Origin of the sequence: Glaciecola sp. XM2, assembly GCF_018595715.1 — a bacterium.
GTDB lineage: Bacteria > Pseudomonadota > Gammaproteobacteria > Enterobacterales > Alteromonadaceae > Glaciecola.
Genome location: NZ_JAHEOJ010000025.1, coordinates 184009 through 205306, shown reverse-complemented (window position 1 = coordinate 205306; position 21298 = coordinate 184009). Strand labels below are relative to the sequence as shown.

At 45.6% G+C, this 21298-nt stretch carries 15 protein-coding genes; 10 read left to right on the top strand and 5 right to left on the bottom strand.

Annotation, left to right across the window (positions count from 1 at the left end; translation table 11 throughout):
* Positions 1-87: 87 nt before the first annotated feature.
* A complete protein-coding gene (locus KJ365_RS17055; protein ID WP_214452214.1) occupies positions 88-558 on the top strand; it encodes a DUF4124 domain-containing protein in 471 nt (156 codons plus the stop codon).
* Positions 559-1167: 609 nt separating this feature from the next.
* Here KJ365_RS17055 and KJ365_RS12930 read toward each other — a convergent pair.
* The 3 genes from KJ365_RS12930 to KJ365_RS12920 are packed head-to-tail and all read right to left on the bottom strand — an operon-like array spanning position 1168 to position 4139.
* Positions 1168-1635: a nuclear transport factor 2 family protein gene (locus KJ365_RS12930; protein ID WP_214452084.1), complete on the bottom strand. Its 468-nt coding sequence runs from the start codon at positions 1633-1635 to the stop codon at positions 1168-1170.
* 9 nt (positions 1636-1644) lie between these two features.
* Entirely contained in the window at positions 1645-2850 is a 1206-nt protein-coding gene (locus tag KJ365_RS12925) for an amidohydrolase family protein (RefSeq protein WP_214452083.1), read from the bottom strand.
* 2 nt (positions 2851-2852) lie between these two features.
* A complete protein-coding gene (locus KJ365_RS12920; protein WP_214452082.1) occupies positions 2853-4139 on the bottom strand; it encodes an amidohydrolase family protein in 1287 nt (428 codons plus the stop codon).
* Between the two features lie 869 nt (positions 4140-5008).
* On the opposite strand from KJ365_RS12920, the gene KJ365_RS12915 reads away from it, so the two are divergent.
* The 8 genes from KJ365_RS12915 (at position 5009) to KJ365_RS12880 (ending at position 16825) form a co-directional block, all read left to right on the top strand.
* Complete coding sequence (locus tag KJ365_RS12915; RefSeq protein ID WP_214452081.1) at positions 5009-5395, top strand: VOC family protein; 387 nt, start codon at positions 5009-5011, stop codon at positions 5393-5395.
* A 172-nt stretch (positions 5396-5567) separates the two neighbouring features.
* Entirely contained in the window at positions 5568-7436 is a 1869-nt protein-coding gene (locus tag KJ365_RS12910; RefSeq protein WP_214452080.1) for a sigma 54-interacting transcriptional regulator, read from the top strand.
* Entirely contained in the window at positions 7429-10014 is a 2586-nt protein-coding gene (locus KJ365_RS12905) for a TonB-dependent receptor (RefSeq protein ID WP_214452079.1), read from the top strand. The genes KJ365_RS12910 and KJ365_RS12905 overlap by 8 nt, the downstream gene beginning before the upstream one ends.
* Positions 10015-10089: 75 nt before the next feature.
* A complete protein-coding gene (locus tag KJ365_RS12900) occupies positions 10090-11304 on the top strand; it encodes a CaiB/BaiF CoA transferase family protein (protein ID WP_214452078.1) in 1215 nt (404 codons plus the stop codon).
* Positions 11297-12190 (top strand): hydroxymethylglutaryl-CoA lyase, encoded by an 894-nt coding sequence (locus KJ365_RS12895; RefSeq protein WP_214452077.1) that lies wholly within the window; start codon positions 11297-11299, stop codon positions 12188-12190. The genes KJ365_RS12900 and KJ365_RS12895 overlap by 8 nt, the downstream gene beginning before the upstream one ends.
* A gap of 81 nt (positions 12191-12271) precedes the next feature.
* Entirely contained in the window at positions 12272-14338 is a 2067-nt protein-coding gene (locus KJ365_RS12890; RefSeq protein WP_214452076.1) for a hydantoinase/oxoprolinase family protein, read from the top strand.
* An 18-nt stretch (positions 14339-14356) separates the two neighbouring features.
* Positions 14357-16207: a hydantoinase B/oxoprolinase family protein gene (locus tag KJ365_RS12885; RefSeq protein ID WP_214452075.1), complete on the top strand. Its 1851-nt coding sequence runs from the start codon at positions 14357-14359 to the stop codon at positions 16205-16207.
* A complete protein-coding gene (locus KJ365_RS12880; RefSeq protein WP_214452074.1) occupies positions 16208-16825 on the top strand; it encodes an isochorismatase family protein in 618 nt (205 codons plus the stop codon). It begins immediately after the preceding gene.
* Between the two features lie 12 nt (positions 16826-16837).
* Here KJ365_RS12880 and KJ365_RS12875 read toward each other — a convergent pair whose 3' ends face one another.
* The gene (locus tag KJ365_RS12875) at positions 16838-17581 is read right to left on the bottom strand and encodes a class I SAM-dependent methyltransferase (protein ID WP_214452073.1); all 744 of its coding nucleotides are present in this window, start codon (positions 17579-17581) and stop codon (positions 16838-16840) included.
* 151 nt (positions 17582-17732) lie between these two features.
* Between KJ365_RS12875 and olsF the strand changes: the two genes are divergently transcribed.
* Positions 17733-19433 (top strand): bifunctional ornithine lipid synthase OlsF, encoded by a 1701-nt coding sequence (gene olsF, locus KJ365_RS12870; protein ID WP_214452072.1) that lies wholly within the window; start codon positions 17733-17735, stop codon positions 19431-19433.
* Here olsF and KJ365_RS12865 read toward each other — a convergent pair.
* Entirely contained in the window at positions 19427-21139 is a 1713-nt protein-coding gene (locus KJ365_RS12865; RefSeq protein ID WP_214452071.1) for an esterase/lipase family protein, read from the bottom strand. The genes olsF and KJ365_RS12865 overlap by 7 nt on opposite strands.
* Positions 21140-21298 lie beyond the last annotated feature (159 nt).

Here is a 21298-nt window from a genome sequence, read left to right as displayed (position 1 = left end):
AAACCTTAAGACTAACTTAAGCTTTATTGAAACCAAGCTTGTCAGACACAACACTATAAGCTAACGTGCAACTCGCTTCAGGAATTAATTAACCCACATGAGACTACTGAATCAGAAACAATAGCTGCAACCGAAAAGCATGAAATAAAAGCTACTTTAAATCCAAGCAATGTACCCCATCAATTAGATCAATCACCTGAGCCTCTTTTACATCATCGATTTTCTGAACTGCAAACGGTTGGTGAATCGTGTGCTTTACCACTTAACACAAGCAAGCAAAAAGCCATTTATCAATGGCAAGACCAAAATGGCACAACTACTATTAGTGACAAACCACGGCAAGTATTCGGTGATACACCCGTTAAGCTAGTTGGTACTATTCAACCTGAAATGATATCCATCAACTACCACAATTCATCAACCCCCATGAACTTGCGTAACACTATTAACGCCCGCGTCATGAAGGCGCGAGAAATGTTTGCACGCGTTGTTCTTAAACACCTTGTAAAACCTGTACGAGTTGATTTTAGGCTTTTTGAAACAATAGCGTTGCATTGACCAATTGAACTCACAGCCTCTCAAGGGCCATTCAAGGGCCATTCAAGGGCCATTCAAGACCCTAAATAATATCAAACTATGTTATCGAAATAAGATAGCGTTGACCGAGAAAACTATCAAACATTGCCAAAACCTTGATAAGTTTCTACCTATTTATCGTCGGACAATTAGTGCGTTCAAACTTTAAGGGAAATAATCCTTCTTGCGTGCAGACTTTATTGTTACTGCACAAGTGTTGTGTAATGACAATATAGTTTGTACGCTTCCTTAAATTTTCATAGGAAGTGATTGGCCTCAAGCTAATCCTCTTCGAGTGACAAGTGCCATCCGATTGCGGTCATGGCCGATGCATTAACTACGCTGTTTGAAACGTCCCAGGCGTCATCCTTGCGAAGGCATAATACTGTTCGTTCCGTTCTCTTCCCCATTTGGAGACGAACTTTCATTTAGACTTTATTAGCCCTTAATTGCAAACTTTCAGATGAAGTTATAGCCAACCCAAATTGCACAGAACCAAATCCGTGCAAACTTGAAGGTAAATACTACAGTGCCTGTTCACACTTTATTGCCATAACACAATATCCCTATCTTTATGACGGCAACAGCAAGCTATTTAAACTGCTCGGGCAACACACACCCATCTTGTCGAAAGGTATCTACAAGATGAATAATCTTCCAGCCATCTTCAAACTTGTACAACTGAAACGAATTCACGCCACAGTGGCTTAATTCACCGTTGCGGATGAAGGCAAATTGTGTCCATACTGAAGCGAGCTTTTCATCGGTGTTTACTTTGATATCCCAAATCTTTTCATCCCAAAGCTGGTCTTGATTGTTTTCTACCGCGGTGGCAAAACTTTCGGGAGTAAGATCATTGCGCAGTGAGGCATGCGCGCGATGTATCACAGCGTTTGGCGCAAAGGCATCACGCACTTTAGCACCGTCTGACTCTCTCATACCGTCAAATAGCGTGTGTATCGGAATTAGCACTTGTTGTGATACATCCTCACGTGCATCGCTCGCAAAAACAAGAGGCGCTGCTATAAGCAGCGCACATATTAAAATAAGAGGTCTCATTAGCCTTGCTTAACCCCCTTCACTTACTCGAACACCTTCAATGTATACACCGGTTACTTTACTCGTGTATTCAAACGGGTCGCCTTGATACAGCACTAAGTCTGCGTGCTTACCGGCTTCAATACTGCCTACTTTATCGCTAATGCCCCATAGCTCTGCAGGTACGATTGTTGCCGCATCAATAGCTGCTTGTTTATCAAGACCATTGGCGACTGCAATGGCAATTTCCCATAGCAGTACACGGGTCTTGGGCACGTAGCCCTCATAGCCGCTAGAAAATACGAAAGGTACTTGCGCATCATGCAGGAGTTTTGCCGCTTCAAGCGAGGCGTTTTGTTTCTCACCTGAGCTGCGCTGCATCGTAGGCGCGGCGATTACAGTGGCATCTGCAGCTAATAAGGTATCGCGCATAAGATAGCCTTCAGTGCCATAGTTGATGATAGGCTTGATGTTAAACTCTTTTGCAATACGCAAAACCGTCGCGATGTCGTGTTCTCTATGGGCGGTAAAAATCGCGTCTAGCTCGCCGCTTAGCACTTTAGCAAGCGCCTGCATCGACAAGTCCATTTTGCGCTTGTCTTCATCTTCTGTTTGCCAAGCTTTGGCTTTGTATAATGATTCGCGAATGAGTGATGCGGTCGCCATGCGCGTCGATGGTCCATTTCTATCTCTAAAGTATGCTTTAGGCGCATCGCCCAAATTAAACATCATGGCGGCTTCAGAGCGAAGGGCCATCTCATCGGCTGTATGACCAGTTGTTTTAAATATGGCGCTAACACCACCAACAGGAGCGGCCGGTTGAGGTGTCACATGAATGGTGGTGACGCCAAACTTCAAGGCGTGAGCAATTAGCGATTCGTAGGGGTTGAAACTGTCTAAAATGCGATACTCTGCGCCCATACTATCTACACGCTCAAAAGCGTCTTGATCAGCATCTTCGTTAAACGCCCCATTAACACCAACAACCGTATGGCTATCGATAAGCCCAGGTGTCACGATGTCAGTTTCAATCACGTTCGCGCCAGATGGTATGGTTACATTGGTGCCAACTTGCGCAATTTTGCCATCCTCAACTTTTATAACGCCATTACTAATGATGCCATCATCAGTGCTGGTATAGATAGTATTAGCCTTAATGTAGAACACGTCTTGTGCGATAGCGGTTTGGCAGGCAAATACAGTGATAAGTACTAAAAATATATGACGAATGCTCATGATTACTTATCCTCTTCTAATGCTAAATAGCGGTCTGCAATTAAATATCCACCTGTGGCAAAAAGTCGATGTTTAGGAATGCTGCGGTCATATACTTTTTCACCTTCAATCCAAGTCTCTAGCACATTGGAATAAAGCGAAAGAGGATCACCGTCGAAAATGGCGAGGTCGGCGTCTTTACCCACTTCAAGAGAGCCAACACGATCGGTCAAATCAAGCATTTCAGCGCCGTAAATGGTCAATGACTTTAATGCTGCATCTCTTGAGAGGCCGCCGCGCATGGCAAGTCCTGCGGTACGAATTAAAAAGCGGCTGTCGATAACGCCATCATCACTATGCAGCGCAAGTTTAACGCCTGCTTGCTCAAGCTTAGCGGCGCCATCAATCACTAACTCCATGGTTTCGTGCTTACCGCCGTGACTGTCGAGCAAAATATGCGATACATAGACATCGTCCATCCCCGCAATCATCTTCGCAATTTTGTAGCTTTCGGTGCCGTGTTGAATGACTAAGCGAAAGCCAAATTCTTTTTTCAGCCTGAGCACGGTGACTATGTCGTCTGCCCGATGCGAGTGAAAGTGCAAAATGCGCTTGCCTTCCAAGATTTCGGCCATGGCTTCATGACCGAGGTTAAACTCTGGCGGGTCTATTTTGCGGCTTTTCGCAGCCGCTTGTTTCTTTTCTAAGTAAGCTTTGGCTTCATACAATGCCTCGCGCGCCATCGACGCGGTTGCCATACGAGTGGTAGGGGCTTTGTCGCCTTTAGGGTTGGTGCCGTTAGCAAACTTCATCCCGCCGATACTGCCATCCACAATCATTTCATCTACCGTATCGCCGGTCATTTTGATGTATATGGTTTGTCCACCCACTACATTACCACTGCCGGGCATTACATTGGCGGTGGTAATACCGCCGGCCAAGGCGACTTTGATTTTAGGATCTGCTGGGTTAAAACTGTCGAGCAGACGCATTTCTGGGTTGAGTTTTTTAGAACGCTCGTTGGTGTCTCCCGATGCCCCCACGTGGCTATGGGTATCGACAATCCCCGGCATAATAACTTTGCCAGTGGCATCAATAACGGTAGCGCCGCTTGGTATATTAATGTCTTTGCCAATGGCGTGTATTTTACCGTCTTTTAGCACAATGGTGCCGCCGTCAATAGGTTCACTGGTAATCGGTAGCAAGCGCGCGCCGGTAATGGCGATAATCTCATCCTGATTGGCATTAGCCAGGCCTGACACACTTACCAATGCTAAGGCACTGAGCAGTATTCTTATGTGTTTTGTCATGAATTTCCCTAAATGTGTAGATATGCTCTAAATGCAAACATGCAAAGCATTGTTGACATAAATCATTGTGTTTGTCTATAAAAGTAGACTATGTGTGGGCAGTCTTCAAGAAATGGGTAACCCAACCTTAGTCGGCACAAGGTTGGGCCAGTCCGTTATATGGTGTGACTTTTTTCATGAAAAAGTGGTAACGGAAAATGAGGGTTTGTGTTTATTCATCTTCCTTTCTCGTCCATTTGTTCACTACCCGAGGATCACATAAATAGAGTTTTGGTTCCCCTTTTTTTCTCAACAGAACGGTATATTCAATATTTTCATCTTCTAGCGCTTTATCAAGCCGAATTGGCTTTACTCAAGATGATTGGCAGATATGGCTGTATGATCATACCAGAGCTTTTAGGACATCGAGCTCTCGCCCTGACATGTTAAAAGAGGCAGACCTAAGCCTTACACCGGAATTTAGGGCCGTTTTAGAGAAATTAACAGAAGAAGACTTGAAAGTGTTATCTAAGTGGCTTACTGGTCGCCAAATACGAGGAATATGGCTACGTCGAGCTAAGCTTCTAGATTCTGATGCGTAGTCTTTTTAGTGGACTGGCTTGGTTGATCAATCAACTAAACAAGCTGATATTAATTCTGAGATTCAATATCAGACGTCTTATGGTTTTATGTTTAGGGCAGTTTGATGGAAAGGCGCTTTTTCCATTTGGATTTGGTTTGCAGCAGTATTAACGTGCTATTGGATTGATGGGTTCCCGCCCTTCGTTCTCACTTTCAGCATATGCTGCTCTGTTCAAGCTGGCGACACACGACAAAAGCATCTACGCTTTACTCATCTCTATTGTAACCATACCTGCCAGAGGTGTTGCGTGTTAACACATATACATCATATCAACTTTGTTGTTGCCGACCTAGAGCACTCTATTGCGTATTTTAAGAACTTATTTCAGCAAAGTGCCATTGAGGAAAGTTTGCCTAAACGCATGGTGAAAACAGCGCGATTTAGTATTGGTGAAACGCAATTGGTATTAGTGCAGCCCACTAGCAAAGAAGGCGTTGTAGCTGAAATTTTGGCAACAAAAGGGGAAGGTATTTTTTTGCTATCCTTTGCCACGCAATCTATTGAGCAAACCTTAGATCAGCTCGCCTTAAAACATGTTGAAAAGCGCCAAGGCCTAGACGGTTGGGAAATATGTGATATCGCGCAAATAGAGCAATTTGGAGCGATCTTACAATTAACGCAAACCAAGACTTAATATTTCAATGTGAAAAATATTATTTCAATTTGATATTTATGGGGTGTGCGCATCAACGCGTTAATTTCTGTAAATAGCTGATTTATATAGCTTAACCCTATTAAATGGAATTTGGCATGAAGCCTGCTATGTTTAAGTTGTAAATAAATTATAACAAGGTCGTCGATAGTTCATGCAAAAAGACAATAAAGTCCGCATTTTGATATTTGGCCACAAGGAGTTTAGTCAACTTCTCAGTAGTGTTGTGGGCGAGTTTCAAGAGCAGGCTGAATGCAGAATTGTTGATGCTATTGTCGGGACGATTGATGAAGCGAACGCCCACGTTAATGTCTTTAATCCAGACCTAGTTATAAGCGCAGGCAGTAATTCCGCTTATCTCAAAACTGCCCTTGAGGTACCGGTTTTATCCATCCCTGTGACCGAGTCTGATATTGTTTCTTCACTCTTAAAGGCCAGCCAGGTCGGCGATGACATCCACCTTATCACCTTTGATGACTACAGTAGCTTAGTCAAACTTCTCAATCAAAGCACGACAGTTAAGATTACGCACAGTCAATACGAGACGGCTGAAGAAGCAAAACAAATATACCAACTCGCTAATCTAGACAGCTCACAGGTTGTGGTAGGCGCAAGCCTGGTTTGTGGGCTTGCGTTTCAAAATAACATTCGTTCTTTTCTTATCTACTCAAAAGTATCGTGCCGTAAGGTGCTCCAAGATGCCATCGTGATGGGGCGAAAAAGCAAAGATACCGTACATCAAAAAGCCATTCATCGTTGGCTAGTTGAGGATTCAAAAACCCCCATTTTGGTGGTAGATAATTACACCAACATTCTAACCTCAAACAACGCTGCTAAGGCTGAATTTGCGATTGACGAGTTGAACAAACAAGAGATAGTAGATTTGTTGAGTAGCAATCAATACAGCGACGTATCTGATGGCCAATGCCGCTTAAACCAAACTGACTGGTGGTTTCATAAAGATACTGTAAGCATGTCTAATCATCAGTTTGATGTATATCAGTTTTATGCACAAACCCCCAAAATCGTTTCTAGAGGCTCAACCCACACCAACCCACCCGCATTAGTGTATCGCTCCAAAGTCATGACCGATTTGTTAGAGCGTACGGATTTATATGCACAGTCCCCAAGTCACGTGCTCATCATTGGCGAATCAGGCACGGGCAAGGAAATGATTGCGAAGCGCATCCATCAAAAAAGTACCTTTGCCCATGGACAGTTCGTTGCCATAAACTGCGCGGCTATGCCAAGCGAGTTGTTTGAGGGCGAGTTATTTGGCTATGTAGAAGGGGCTTTTACAGGATCAAAACGCGGGGGCAAAAATGGTTTGCTGTATGAGGCAGAAAATGGAGTGCTATTTCTTGATGAAGTCGGCGAGTTAAGTCTGCCTCAGCAGGCAAAACTGTTGCGGGTCATCCAAGAAAAATCCTACCGCCCTATCGGTTCGCACAAAGAATTCAAGGTAAACCTAAAAATAATCGCCGCAACCAATAAACCTCTCGCTGAGCAAGTCAGCAAAGGTTTGTTCAGAGATGATTTGTACTATCGACTCAACGTATTGAGTTTACAAATCCCATCCCTTCGTCAGCGAAAGGAAGATATTGCCACTATTACTGCCCACAAGCTTGATGAGCTTAACTTTAATCATTTGAGCGAGCAGGTTCTTGAACAGCTCTCCGGCTTTCTTTCCCCCATATTTATTCAGTATGACTGGCCGGGCAACATTCGTGAGCTAGAAAACATTGTTGAGCGCTTGCTGGTGTATTGCGCTAATCGTTCACAGTTGAGTGAGCAGGAGATAAATCGTTTGATTAATGACTTGGCGCCAGAAATATTGGCGAATAATTCAACAGAAACTGGCGCACTAGCCAAAAGTGAACAAGACTTGCTCAGGCAAGCAATGACGCAATTCAACGGAAACAAAGAACTGGTAGCTCAGTTTTTAGGGATAAGCCAAACCACATTATGGCGAAGACTAAAACGCATCCAAGATAATAACCAAAGGGGAAAACAACATGCGTAGATTTACCCAAAGTAAACTTGGGCAAGCAATAGCGGTATCGCTATTAGCTGGCTCATTTAGCACCTCTGGCATTGCATTAGCACAAGATGCTGCGGCAGAGACATCTGAAGAAAGTGTAGAAATCATTAGTATTTCGCGTAAGCGTCCAGAAAGCTTGCAAGAGGTACCTATTGCGGTAAGTGCACTTTCAGCTCGGGATATTGAGACTGCCGGTGTTGAACGTCCTGCAGACTTTATTTCTCTGGTGCCAAACGTAAGTATTGTCGATGCCGCCAATGTGGGTGATACGCAAGTTAACATACGCGGGATAGTATCTACGCGCGATGCAGAATCGACTTTCGCTTATGTGGTCGACGGTGTTTTGATCACCAACCCAAATGGATTTAACGAAGAGTTGCTTGATATTGCGCAAATCGAAGTATTGAAGGGACCACAGGGTGCACTTTACGGCAGAAATGCGGTTGCCGGTGCCATTCTTGTGACCACTACTGAGCCTAGCGAAGACTTTGAAGGCAGCGTAAGAGCCGGTGTAGGTAACGCGGGTATTCAGCGTATTAACGGTATTGTGAGTGGAGCACTTAGCGACAACGTTCGCGGGCGACTCACGGCTAGTTACAATAGTATTGATGGCCATTACGAGAATATATTCACCAATCAAGATGATGTTGTAGACTTTTTGGAAGATACCACCGTTCGCGGCCGAATCATGTGGGATGTCTCTGATGAATTGACCCTTGATATTCGCGCCGGGATGTCAAAAGTCGAAGGTGGTGCGATTAACTTTAATGCGGTGTTTGCGCTTCCTTCGTTTGTAGGTGCATTTAACCAACCGGCTTACAATGCGGACGTTAACGATCATGATTTTGTGTTCGCTTTTAACGTGCCAGGCGAAAACGAGCAAGATAACGTTGAGTTTTCACTTAAAGCAGACTGGGATTTAGACGGTTACGATGTCACTGGTGTTCTAGCATACAACGATCTTGAAGAGTATTTGCTATCAGATGGCACGAGTGCTTCGTTTTATGGTTACGAGTTGACACCGCAATGCCAAACAGATCGTGCAACCCTAAACAATGCACCGGGCGTTTTAGGTGGGGCGGATAGAACGGATTTGTTTGGTGAGTTCTTTGCGCCATTTGGTGTATTTCCACCTGGCGTTGAGTTTACCGGCGTTTATGGTCCTTACACGCCAACTGCCTGTGATGGCTTTCAATATCAAGAGCGCAGCCAAACCGACTTCAGCGGTGAAATCCGTGTGACCTCTGACGATAACGACGCAGACTTTCGCTGGATTGGCGGATTGTACTTTGCCGAAATAGAACGTGATGTAGTGGTTGCCTACGGCGCTGACCAAGGTCAAGGCTTTTTACGCCAAGCATATGTGCCACCAACTGGACCAAATCCTACAGACTTACTGTTTGACGATACGTTTGATACATCTGTGCTCTCAGCATTTGGCCAAATTGAATACGATGTTTCAGACAAAATGGAATTTGCTTTTGCCTTACGTTACGACTACGAAGACAGAACGGTATCAAACAATGTACCGAATGTGACCGCGTCTGGCTTGAATGTAAATACCATTGTCAATGGTGTTGTTGGGCCTATTAATCCAGCGCTTGCGGGCAACCCTAACGGCGTACCAGATAGAAGTCGCTCATTTTCGCAATTCCAACCAAAAGTCACGTTAAGCTATGAGTTGTCAGATAACGTTAACTCTTACGCAAGCTACGGCGTTGGTTTTAGAAGCGGCGGGTTCAACTCAGTAGGCACGCAAGCTACCCTAGATTTTTGGTTTAACGCATCGGGTGCAGGTACCCCAGGTGATGCGGTCAATGCTCAGCTATTGGTGAGTGATGAGTACGACAAGGAAGTCACTACGAACTTTGAGATTGGTATTAAATCAAGATTAATGGACAACAAAGTTAGGCTAAACGGCGCAGTCTTTAGAACCAACGTCGAAGACAATCAATTCTTTGAATTCTTCGCTGGCCCATTTGGCTTATTGCGCGCAGTGACCACTATTGATGAACTTGAAATCCAAGGCTTTGAATTAGACGTTGAGGCAGATTTGAGCGACTCGTTGAAGGTATTTGCAGGCTTGGGCTTACTTGATTCTGAGATTAAAGAAAACCGTAACCGGCCGGTAACGGTTGGCAATAAGGCTCCACAATCTCCAGATACCACCTACACTCTTGGCTTTAGTTATGAACAACCTGTTGGGGATGATTATTGGCTCACCACACGTGTTGATTATCAATACACCGGTGAAACCTTCTTCCATACGCTACAGGGTGAGCAAACGCCTACGATTTGGGACTTCTTTGGTACCTTAGGAGGCGGCGTTCCACCGGGCCCCCATCCACAAGACTTTACCAACGCCGCTCGTGATTCATTCTCTACTGTTAACGCTCGTATTGCACTTGAAGCCGATACATGGACCTTGGCAGTGTATGGGAAAAACATCACCGATGAGCAGTACTTACAAGAAGTCATCCCTGCTCCAGAATTTGGCGGTTCATTCATCCACCCATCTGCATTAGCAGAATATGGTATTGAATTTACGTACAACTTCTAGGCGTTTATAGGTATAGACGCAGTGCATATTTAGCGCTGCGTCTGCTTCCTGTTGTTACTTTATTGGGAGAAAATAATGAACAAGCCACTAGCTGGTATACGTGTTATTGACTTAACACATATGTTATCTGGCCCCTATTGCGCGATGATTTTAGCCGACTTGGGCGCAGAAACAATTAAAGTTGAGCCGATCCAAGGTGAGGGCACAAGAAAGTTATTGGCAACAGACCCAAAGAATTCTCTTGAAGGAATGGGTGCTTACTACATTACGCTGAATCGCAATAAACAAAGCGTGTGTATTGATTTGAAAAGCGATGCGGGTAAGCAAGTATTTTACGAATTAGTGAAAAAGTCTGATGTGGTGGTCAATAACTTTGGCGCCGGTGTGCCTAAACGCTTAGGTATAGACTATGAGACTTTAAAAGACATCAACCCAAAAATTATTACCTGCAGTGTGACGGGCTTTGGCAATGATGGCCCCAAGTTTAAACGCCCTGCTTTTGACCAAGTTGCACAAGCAACTGGCGGCGGGATGTCGATTACCGGCACAGATAAAAATAATCCTGTACGAGCGGGTATCCCCATTGGCGACCTAGGTGGCGGTATGTTTGCAGTGATGGGTATTCAGTCAGCGCTCATTGAACGAGCCACCAGCGGCAAAGGGCAAGACGTTGATATCTCTATGCTAGATTGCCAAGTGTCGATGCTTAATTACATGGCCACCATGCACTTTTTATCGGGTGATAACCCCTATCCAATTGGTAACTCTCATTTTGTGCATGTGCCCTATAACACCTACCAAACCTCAGATGGCTTTATCGTTATTGCGGTGATCACAGACAATTTCTGGAAAAACCTCAATGAGGTGGTGAAGTGCCCTGAATTTGACGACCCTAAGTATGACGGTCAGCCAGGACGCTGGGCAGATAAAGACTACATCGATGCGAAGCTAAATGACATATTAAGCAAGAACACCTCGGCTCACTGGATAGCGCAGCTAGAAGAAAAACGCATTCCTTGTGCACCAGTCAACAACTTATCTGACGCGTTAAACGATGAGCAAGTTTTGCATCGTAAAATGGTGGTGGAGCTTAAGCATCCAAACGGCAAGTCTACCAAGGGGCCGGGCAATCCCATTAAATTTTCACGTACCAACGAGGAATCATTTTCAGCCGCTCCTGTTTTAGGTCAAGACACCCATACCGTGCTGTCAGAATTGTTGGAGATGTCTGAAGAGCGTATTGCCCAGTTGATTAACGATGGCACTATTCGAGGCACGGTGCATGTCTAAGCGTGTTTATATAAACGATGTTGGCCCGCGAGACGGGCTACAAAACCAGGCCAAAATACTGCTGCCTGAGCAGCGATTGGACTTGATTAAAAGCCTTGTTAAAGCTGGGCTTGACGGTGTGGAAGTGGGCGCATTTGTATCGCCAAAAGCGGTACCAGCAATGGCGGGTACCGACCAAATATGTCAGTCCTTACCGAGCAGCGACTGTCATTTTTCGGCGCTTATTCCAAATATGAAAGGGTTTGAATTGGCCCGTGATAACAATGTGAAGCTGGCGTCGCTGGTAATGGCTGCGTCTAATACGATGAACGAAAAGAATATTCGTATGGACAACGCACAAACCCTAGCCATGATCAAAGATGTGATTGACGCAGCCAGTGGCACTGAGGTTGAACTGCAGGTTTATCTAGCAACGGCGTGGGAATGCCCGTTTGAAGGCATTATCTCGGTTAATCAGGTCCACGAACTCGCAGCGCAGCTCATCGAGATGGGCGCCTCTCGCTTGGTGATTGCAGACACCATCGGTGCAGGTGACCCACAAGCGGTTAACAATGTTATGAGCGCTTTAATTAGCGACTTTGATGCAGACATGTTTGCGTGCCATTTTCACGATACACGCGCCATGGGGTTGGCGAATGTCTACGCGGCCCTTGAGGCTGGCGTGCGAAGGTTCGACGCCTCTATTGCGGGTCTTGGTGGATGTCCATTTGCACCAGGCGCAAGTGGCAATGTTGCTACCGAAGATGTGGTAATGATGTGCGAGCAAATGGGGTATGAAACCGGCATTGATATGTTTGGATTATTAGCCGCCTCTGATTTGGCCGTGGAGCTAACCGAAACGGCTCGCGGCGGCAATGCAAAAACATGGTTACGAAAAACGTATTGAGATAAGGCTGATAAAAGCCTACACATTAGCCGCTAGAGCATTGGTTTAGCGTATAAAGAATTAAAATAAAAGGAAAACGTTATGAGTTATCGATTAGGTGTTGACGTTGGAGGTACGTTTACCGACCTTCTGTTAATCAACGAGAGCAGCGGTGAAACTCACACTGCAAAAGTCCCTTCTACGCCTGAAGATTCTTCTATTGGTGTATTAAATGGTGTGGCGCGTATTTGTGAAGAGTCGGGTATTGATCCTAAGCAAATCAATCGCGTGATGCATGGCACCACAGTAGCGACTAACGCTGTACTTACCGGCAAGGGCGCGAAAGTAGGCTTGATAACCACAAAAGGATATAAGCATGTGCTGCAAGTGGCCCGCTCTTTTTGCCCAGGTGGCTTAGGCGGTTGGGTGAGTTTTGTGAAAAAGCCGTTGCTTGCTCCGTTAGAGCTTACTATTGAAGCCGATGAGCGCATGGGGGCTGATGGTGTGAGCGTTGGCGAGCTAGATGAAGATGCCTTGAGAAAGGACCTAGCAACATTAAAGGCTACCGGTGAAGTCGAAGCGCTGACCATTTGTTTCATTAATGCATATGTAAACGGCGAACATGAACAGCGCGCAAAGGCGGTAGCTGGCGAGGTATTCACCGACATCCCTATTAGTATATCGAGCGATATCGTACCTGAAATGCAAGAGTATGAGCGCACTGAAACCACGGTTGTGAATTCATATGTGCGTCCAGAGGTCGCGCGTTATGTAGATAATCTGCAGGCGTCGCTTCACGAAACTATGGGTAAGGACTTACATCTTTCTATTTTACGCTCAGATGGTGGTTTAGCGTCTGCTAATGCGGCTGCTGATAATCCGGTCAACTTATTAATGAGTGGTCCTGCTGGTGGTGTATCAGGCGCGATTCATTTTGCATCAGCCGCTGGGTACGACAATATTCTCACCTTCGATATGGGGGGAACCTCGACCGACGTGGCGTTGATTCAAAATGCAAAAGCAAGAATTCGCCGTGAGACTCGCGTAGGCGATGTTGTGGTCAGAGCGCCTTCGGTAGATGTGCGCACAGTAGGCGCCGGTGGAGGTTCACTAGCATTTGTACCTGAGTTAACCAAGGCTTTACGCGTGGGTCCAGAGTCCGCTGGTGCAAAACCTGGGCCTGCAGCTTACATGAAAGGCGGCGAAGAGCCTACGGTATGCGACGCAAACGTCGTGCTTGGATATTTACCATCAGACGTGCAGCTCGGCGGCAAAATGGCCATCAATAAAGAAGCCGCTGTCGCAGCGGTGAAAAAAGTCGCAGATGCGATGGAAATTTCTGTCGAAGAAGCCGCCGAAGGGATTGTCCGCATTGCCAACGAGGCCATGTTTGGTGCCCTTCGCTTGGTGTCGGTGGAGCAAGGCTTTGACCCACGAGACTTTGCTTTAGTGGGCTTTGGTGGTGCAGGGCCTTTACATGCCAACGCGCTGGGTATTTTGACCGATTCGTGGCCGACGATTATTCCACCGGGCCCGGGCGTATTGTGTGCCTATGGTGATGCCACAACCGTGGTCAAAGATGAGGCATCTAAAACCTATGTAACGTTAATTAAAGACACCGACCAAGCATCGCTTGCTGAGCTATTTGGCGAGCTGACGGATAAAGCTGCGGCGACTTTAATTGCAGATGGCATCAGTAAAGACCAACTAGAAGTAACATTGCAGGCGGATGTGCGCTATACCGGCCAAGCCTTCCAACTTTCTATTGAGTGTTCACAAGCTGACTTTGAGGCAAATGGCCTTGATTTATTGGTCAAACGATTTGATGAAGAGCATACGCAATTGTTCACTTTCGCTTTAGAGGAAGGTCATGAAATTGTCATGGTGCGTGCGATTGTATCGGCAGCGTCACAAGCGCTTCCTGAAGGTAAGCAAATCAGCGGTAATACTGACTTAGGTGCGTGTAAAATTGCAGATACTAAAATATATCACGATGGCCAATATCACAATGCGGCGATATACGAACGCGAGAAGTTAGGGGTAGGGCTGCTTGTTCCAGGTCCATGTATTGTCGGTGAAATGGATTCAACCACGGTTATTTTACCTGGCTATGCTGCCACTGTAGATAAAGTGGGTAATCTTTTAATTAACCCGGTTAGCGCCGCTTAAATGTTGCAGGAGAAGACAATGAATAAAATTATTGAAACAAACAATGCTGCGCTAAATCGTGTAGACGTAGATACCGTAACCGTTGATATTATTGAAAATGCCCTAAAAAATGCTCGTGAAGAGATGGACGCGGTGTTATTTAGAACCGCAATGAGCCCAGGTATTCGCGAGCAAGGCGATTGCTTCCCGATGATTGCCAACAAAGACGGCAAAATGGTCGTAGGGCAGTTTGGCTCGTTCATTCACGGATTTATGGACGCATTTTCCGGTCAGGTGGAAGAAGGCGACGTACTGTTAACAAACGACCCATACATGTGTAATGCGGCTGTTTCTCATTTACCGGATTGGATTGTTATCGTTCCAATTTTCAGAGAAGGGCGCCATATCGCATGGTCAGCAATGTTCGGTCACATGTCAGATAATGGTGGCATGGTGCCAGGCTCAATCCCCATCAAAGCCGAAACAATTTTCCAAGAGGGTATTCGTATTCCGCCTACTAAGCTGTATAAAAAGGGCGTGTTACAAAAAGACCTACTTGAGCTTATTTTGCATAACGTACGCACACCTCAGTGGAATCGTTTCGATTTAAATGCTTTGGTGGCTGCGTGTAACACTGCCTCCAAGCGGGTTATTGAAATTGCTGATCGTTTTGGTGATGATATTTTTTATTCAACCATGGAAATCATGTTGGAGAGAAATCATACGGCGATGTCTGCGATTATCAATATGCTGGTGCCAGAAGAGCCGCGCGTGTTTGAAGACTACTTGTGTGATGACGGTGTGGGTAAAGGACCTTACAAAATTCGCTGTAAAATGTGGCGAGAAGGGCCAAAGGCTATTTTTGATTTTGAAGGCACTGATCCTCAAGCAAAAAGCTCCATTAACTTCTATCTTAACGAAGAAATGTTTAAGATGTTTTTTGGCTCTTTTACTATCAACTTGGTGGATCCGCAGATCCTATTTAATGACGGTTTCTATGATCTTGTTGACGTGCGTATTCCACAAGGCAGTTTATTAAAACCTAACTATCCGGCTGCACTTTCAGGCAGAACGCATGCGCTTGGTCGTATCTTTGATGTGATGGGCGGGTTGCTTGGGCAAGGGGCGCCAGAGGCTATGAACGCTGCAGGTTTCTCAGATTCGCCTCATTTGTTTTATTCAGGTTATGACGATAACGGTGAATGGTTCCAGCTGTTTCAAATCGGCTTTGGTGGCATTCCTGGGCGTCCTGCAGGGGATGGTCCTGACGGCCACTCGCTATGGCCGGGCTTTACTAATGTTCCAAATGAATTTATTGAGGCTTACTTCCCACTGCGGGTTGAAACCTATGCCACCATTCCAGATTCTGGCGGCGCGGGCCTGCACAGAGGCGGAAATGGATTAACGGTGGGTTATCGTTTCTTAAACGATGGGCAAATTGCTATCCATGATGATAGATGGCTTACCTATCCGTGGGGCGTAAATGGCGGTGCACCGGGCTTACGCTCAACGAAACTACTAGAACGTGCAGATGGTACCCAAACCACCTTACCTGCTAAGTGTGAGGGTATAGAAGTGAAAAAAGGCGACATCTTATACTTCAATACATGGGGCGGCGGAGGTTGGGGAGACCCACTAGCCCGTGACCCGCAATTGGTCTTAGACGATATTAATCGTTCTTTGGTAACGGTTGAAGGTGCGAAAGCATACGGTGTGGTAATCAATGACTCTATGGCAGTGGATACTGATGCTACACAAGCACTACGCGCTGAAATGGCAGAAAAACGGGGCGATGTGAGCTTATTCGATTTTGGTGGCGACATCGCCGATATCAAAGCCCGCAGCATGGCAGAAACTAATCTACCAGCACCGCAAACGCCTGAGTTTTAAATGGGCGTTGAGTTAAGCGAAAAAGACTTAGTGATAGGACAGTTGCAGTTGGGCAAACGCCCAGCTGTGATTTCGGTTGACTTTAGCTATGGCTTTACCCGCCCCGACAGCCCTTTGGGTGGTGACTTTGAAGAGCAAGTGCAGGCCAACTACGATTTGCTTGCAGCTGCTAAAGCCCATAATGTTCCTATGTTTTTCACGACGGTTATATACGATGATGAGACTCAGGCCAGTGTGTTTCGCCAGAGACTCCCCGCGCTTAACATCTTGCAAAGAGGCTCGCATTGGGTTGATATCAACGACAAGCTGTCACCCTTTGTAACAGCTGAAAATATCATCGAAAAACATCATCCTAGCGGCTTTTTTGGTACTAATTTGTACAACAAGTTAAAGGCATTACGCGTCGATTCGCTGATTATCACCGGCCTAACTACCTCCGGCTGCGTGCGAGCCACCTGCGTGGATGGTTTACAGCATAACTTTTTGTGTGCAGTGGTACCTCAAGCATGCGGTGATCGTAATCAACATGCCCATGATATGAGCCTGCACGACATGCATGCAAAATATGCGCAAGTGATCAACTTAAGTGAAGTGCTAAGCTATTTTGAAACACTATGACTAAATAAACGCTTACTTACGCTTAACTGCTTTTAATCTTAGCCTTACATAGTCGACATGCCACTGACCGTTGATAAGTAGACCCGGTGCGACTTGTGCCGCAACTTCTTCCAAGATAGCCTGTTTTTGTGCTTCGCTAGCGCATTCTAAAAACGACTGTCCGAACGTTAGGACCCAATCGTGCAGGTGCTGAGGCAGCGGCGTGAGTCGGTCGAACAATTCTATGTAGTTAACTTCAAATCCGTGCTTTTCTAACAGCGCTTTGTATTCAGCGTCGCTTGGAAAATACCATGGGTTGTCAAACGGGATGTTACGTTTGCGTAAGGAACTTGTCAGCGCGTCCACTATAGACTGAGCATTACCCATTCCACCAAACTCTGCAACAAACACCCCTCGTGGTTTCAATGCTCGGTGAATTGAGTCGATGACGCTTTCAGGGCAGAGCATCCAGTGAAGGGCAGCATTAGATATAATGCGGTCAAACTGTTCATTGAAATCAAGTTGTTCGGCGTCTTTTACATGTGCATCGATATTGATTTGCCGAGCTGCACCGACCATTTGTGCACTCGCGTCAATACCAACAACATGAGCACAAAGTGGCACTAACTTTTCAGTAAGTTTGCCATCTCCGCAACCAACATCTAGCACATGGTCGCTTGTCTTCGGCGCTAACAACTCAAGCAATGGCTCACCAAGTCTGGCCACAAAATCCGCGACATGGTTATATTGCTTAGGCTCCCACTGAGTTTTGCTCATCGAGGTAAAAAGCTCCTATATAAATTGGTAAGGATGAGTAGGTCGATTGCCTTGATATCTGTCACGACATTGTCACTCAATAGTCATGTGCTTGTCATCCCTTGATTTTATTCTCACTAGGTTTGAAGTAGCACTTTAAAGAGTGGCCTTTATGTTAGATACACAACAAGTACTGCACGACCATTTTCCGTCCGTTGCAAATCATAAGCTATTGAAAAAGCCCGCTTCTGCTTTACTTAAACGTTTATTATGCGAGCAACAAATCAACGCCTTTGAGAGTGAGTATCCTCATTTAAGCGGCTTTGATTTTGTTGAGCAAGTGTTAGAGTATTTTTCATTTAGCTATTCTGTTGCCGATCACCACAGAGAGCGCATTCCAGAGGCGGGTAAAGTGGTGATTATCGCGAACCATCCTATTGGCTCATTAGATGGTTTAGCCCTACTTAAATGCATTAGAGAGATTCGCAGTGACGTAAAAGTGGTAGCCAATAGCATGCTGATGTCCATTCAACCTCTTCACGAAGTGCTTCTGCCGGTTAACAACATGAGTGGCAATACGCCTAAGCAAAACCTTAAGCACATCAACACCCATTTACAAAACGACGGAGCGTTACTCATCTTTCCATCGGGAGAAGTATCACGCTTGCGCCCACAAGGAGTGCGCGATACTAAATGGCATAAGGGGTTTCTTAACATGGCAAGGAACAATCAATGCCCTATTTTGCCAATTTACATTGACGCAAAAAATTCTCCGCTATTTTATGGGGTATCGATGTTGTTTAAGCCAGCCGCGACCGCGCTTTTAGTTAAGGAAATGTTCCATCAAAAAGACAAAAGCATTCGTGTAAAAATTGGCGACCTTATTCCATATTCAGCATTTTCAGGCATGTCATTGCCCATAAAAGTGCAGGTGAATTTGTTTAAAAAGCACCTTTATAGAGTAGCAAAAAACAAAACGCCTCTCTTTCAAACCCAATGCGCCATAGCCTTACCTGAAGAGCGTCGAGCCTTATTAAAAGCGCTTAACGCAGAATGTGAGTTGCTTGGTCGCACCCAAGATGGCAAGTGTATTTATTTGTACCGCTATACCCACAGCTCCCCCATCATGCGTGAGTTAGGTCGCTTGCGTGAATTAACGTTTCGCGCAGTTGGCGAGGGCAGTAACAAGCGCCGTGACGTTGATAAGTTTGATAAACACTATATTCACCTTATTTTGTGGGATGAAAAAGATTTGGAAATCGCAGGTGCATATCGTTTTGGTGACGCTAAGCATGCAAATGACCCTAGTACGACGTTGTATTCGTCAACCTTGTTCAATTATACCGATGCGATGCAGCCCTATTTGAATGCGGGCTTGGAGTTAGGTCGCAGTTTTGTGCAGCAAAAATATTGGGGTAAGCGAAGCTTAGATTACCTATGGATGGGGATAGGCGCTTTTTTAAGAAAACATCCACAGTATCGCTATTTGTTTGGTCCAGTTACCCTAAGCGGTGCGCTGCCGGCAGCTGCGACAGAGTTGATTACGAGTTTCTTTTTGCATTATTTTCCTGCTGAGCAAACCCTCGCGTTAGCAAAAACACCCTATTGTGGCAGTGCACAGCAACATCATTTATTTAACGATGTAACGTATGATGAAGGCATGCAAGTGCTCAAAGCGCAACTAGCGAACTTAAACGTCACGCTTCCCACCTTATACAAACAATATGCAGAATTATGTGTGCAAGGCGGAGTGAGTTTTAGTGCCTTTAACATTGACCCAGACTTTCAAGACTGCATTGATGGGTTGGTGGTTGTCGACATCACAAAAATCAAAGAAAAGAAACGCGCCAGGTATTTAGGCCGATCTCATTGAAACGATGCCTGAGGTGTAAGTGAAGGCTTACTTTTCAGGGATTCTAAAATAAAGGTAATGGCGTCTTGATTTTGATAGGAATCATGGCGAGATGGCACTATCAATCGGTACTTGCTTTGCGGATGCAAGGCACTCACATAATCGACCACACCATCGGTAATTTGCATACATTGGAATTCTGATTCGCAGCTCAAATCGCCATTTGAGCCAATAATTGAAAAAGCATCTCCTTTAATGGGTAAGTCGGCGAGGACTTCCATGAGCGGGTGCTGCGGACGAAGCACTTCAACGCTATTTGCTGTGCGATTGCCTAAAAACGGAAGCATGCGCTCAGACAAGTTTTCAATACCCACCTCATCGATGAACATTGCAAACAAATCCACGACATTTTGCGGGAGGGTAACGAGCGCCGAGCCCACCCGCCCGACAAAGGACTTAGCCGTTTGAGAGCCGCGGTGAGGCGTATCAATAAAATAAATTTGATTGTAATCAAATTTGGGCCTAAACATAAACACGTCTTGCACTTCTCTCGTTAGCTCACTGTTGATGTCTTCAGGTCTTAACTTAAATGTCGCATCCCACAGAGCATAGCTAGAATCGGAGACAATCGTATTGCCAATAATGCCGCCCATGCTATGCCCAAGCACAACAAGGCTTTTGTTATCGGTTTCAATATTATGATACGAGATGAAATGGTCCATTTCTCGACGAATGCGCATGGCATTGTAAAATGGCGGGCTGCCGCTACCGTAAAATGCATGTAGCACCATAAACCTATCATTAAGTTCAGGCGTGTTTAAAATATCGTTGGTGATATACCGCCATACAAGCGGGTCTGAGTTGAGCCCGTGAATCATTAAAACAGGTGTTTTGTGGGCTTCGATGGGGGTGATGGCAAACACGCCCATTCTGGCCTCTACCGCAGCAGGGTTGATAAGGCCGGTAAACTTCAAATCGTCCAATGTGGCGTTTTCAATCAATAGGAGATAAGCCGCATTAGGGCTAAAGCGAAGGGCATACGGCTGCGTCTCAACGATAATGTTCTCTTTATTGTTGCTGATTAAGCGCAAATTTATTTCTATCGCTTCATCCCCAAACTCCACCGTCTCAAGTGTCAGGCTAACAGCATGAAACAAGCCCTCTGCAGGATAATGTTTATCAGCAATGCTGCCTAAATTTGTGCGATAGGCCACCAATGGCAACCCCAGCTCACCGTCGATTTGAATAGGCAAACGCGGGTCTCGTGAACGCATGTTTTCAACCTGATAAAAGGTATCGTACCCATTAATGTTGTTATTCAATCTGATGCGTAAATCGCCAAACGCTTGCTCTTCAGGGCTGAGTACTTGATAGGCGGTCATGGCTACTGCGAGCAAGCGATTGAACGACCCAATGGCTTGTTGCCGTTGCTCTGTGACGTAATTGGCGCGCGCAAGAACGCTCTGAAAGCACATAAGTTTGGCAGCAAATTGTGAATAAACTCGCTCAGGCATACCTTGGCACAATGCTAACAACTCTAGGTCGCCTAGGCCGTCAAACAGGCCAGAGGTTTGAATGATCACCGTTTGTGTATCGGGCGCAACGTTCACTTGTGGCGCATCCCCCAGGTCAATAAACTCAGCACTTGCGCAGCTAAACAATAAATACGTCATGGCTAAAATAGTGATGCGTTTTAGTGCGCGCTGAAATGACGGTTGGTGTTTCATGTGGTGACCAGTTCTTATAAAAAAGCTTCATGGATATTACAAGCGGTGGCAAAAGTATAGTGTTTAGCGCGCAAACTGCAATGATATGTGGCGATGACTAGTCCGTCGCGAAAATGTTGTGGCACATATATCGTTGTGTTAGCTTAATTGTATCTTCTG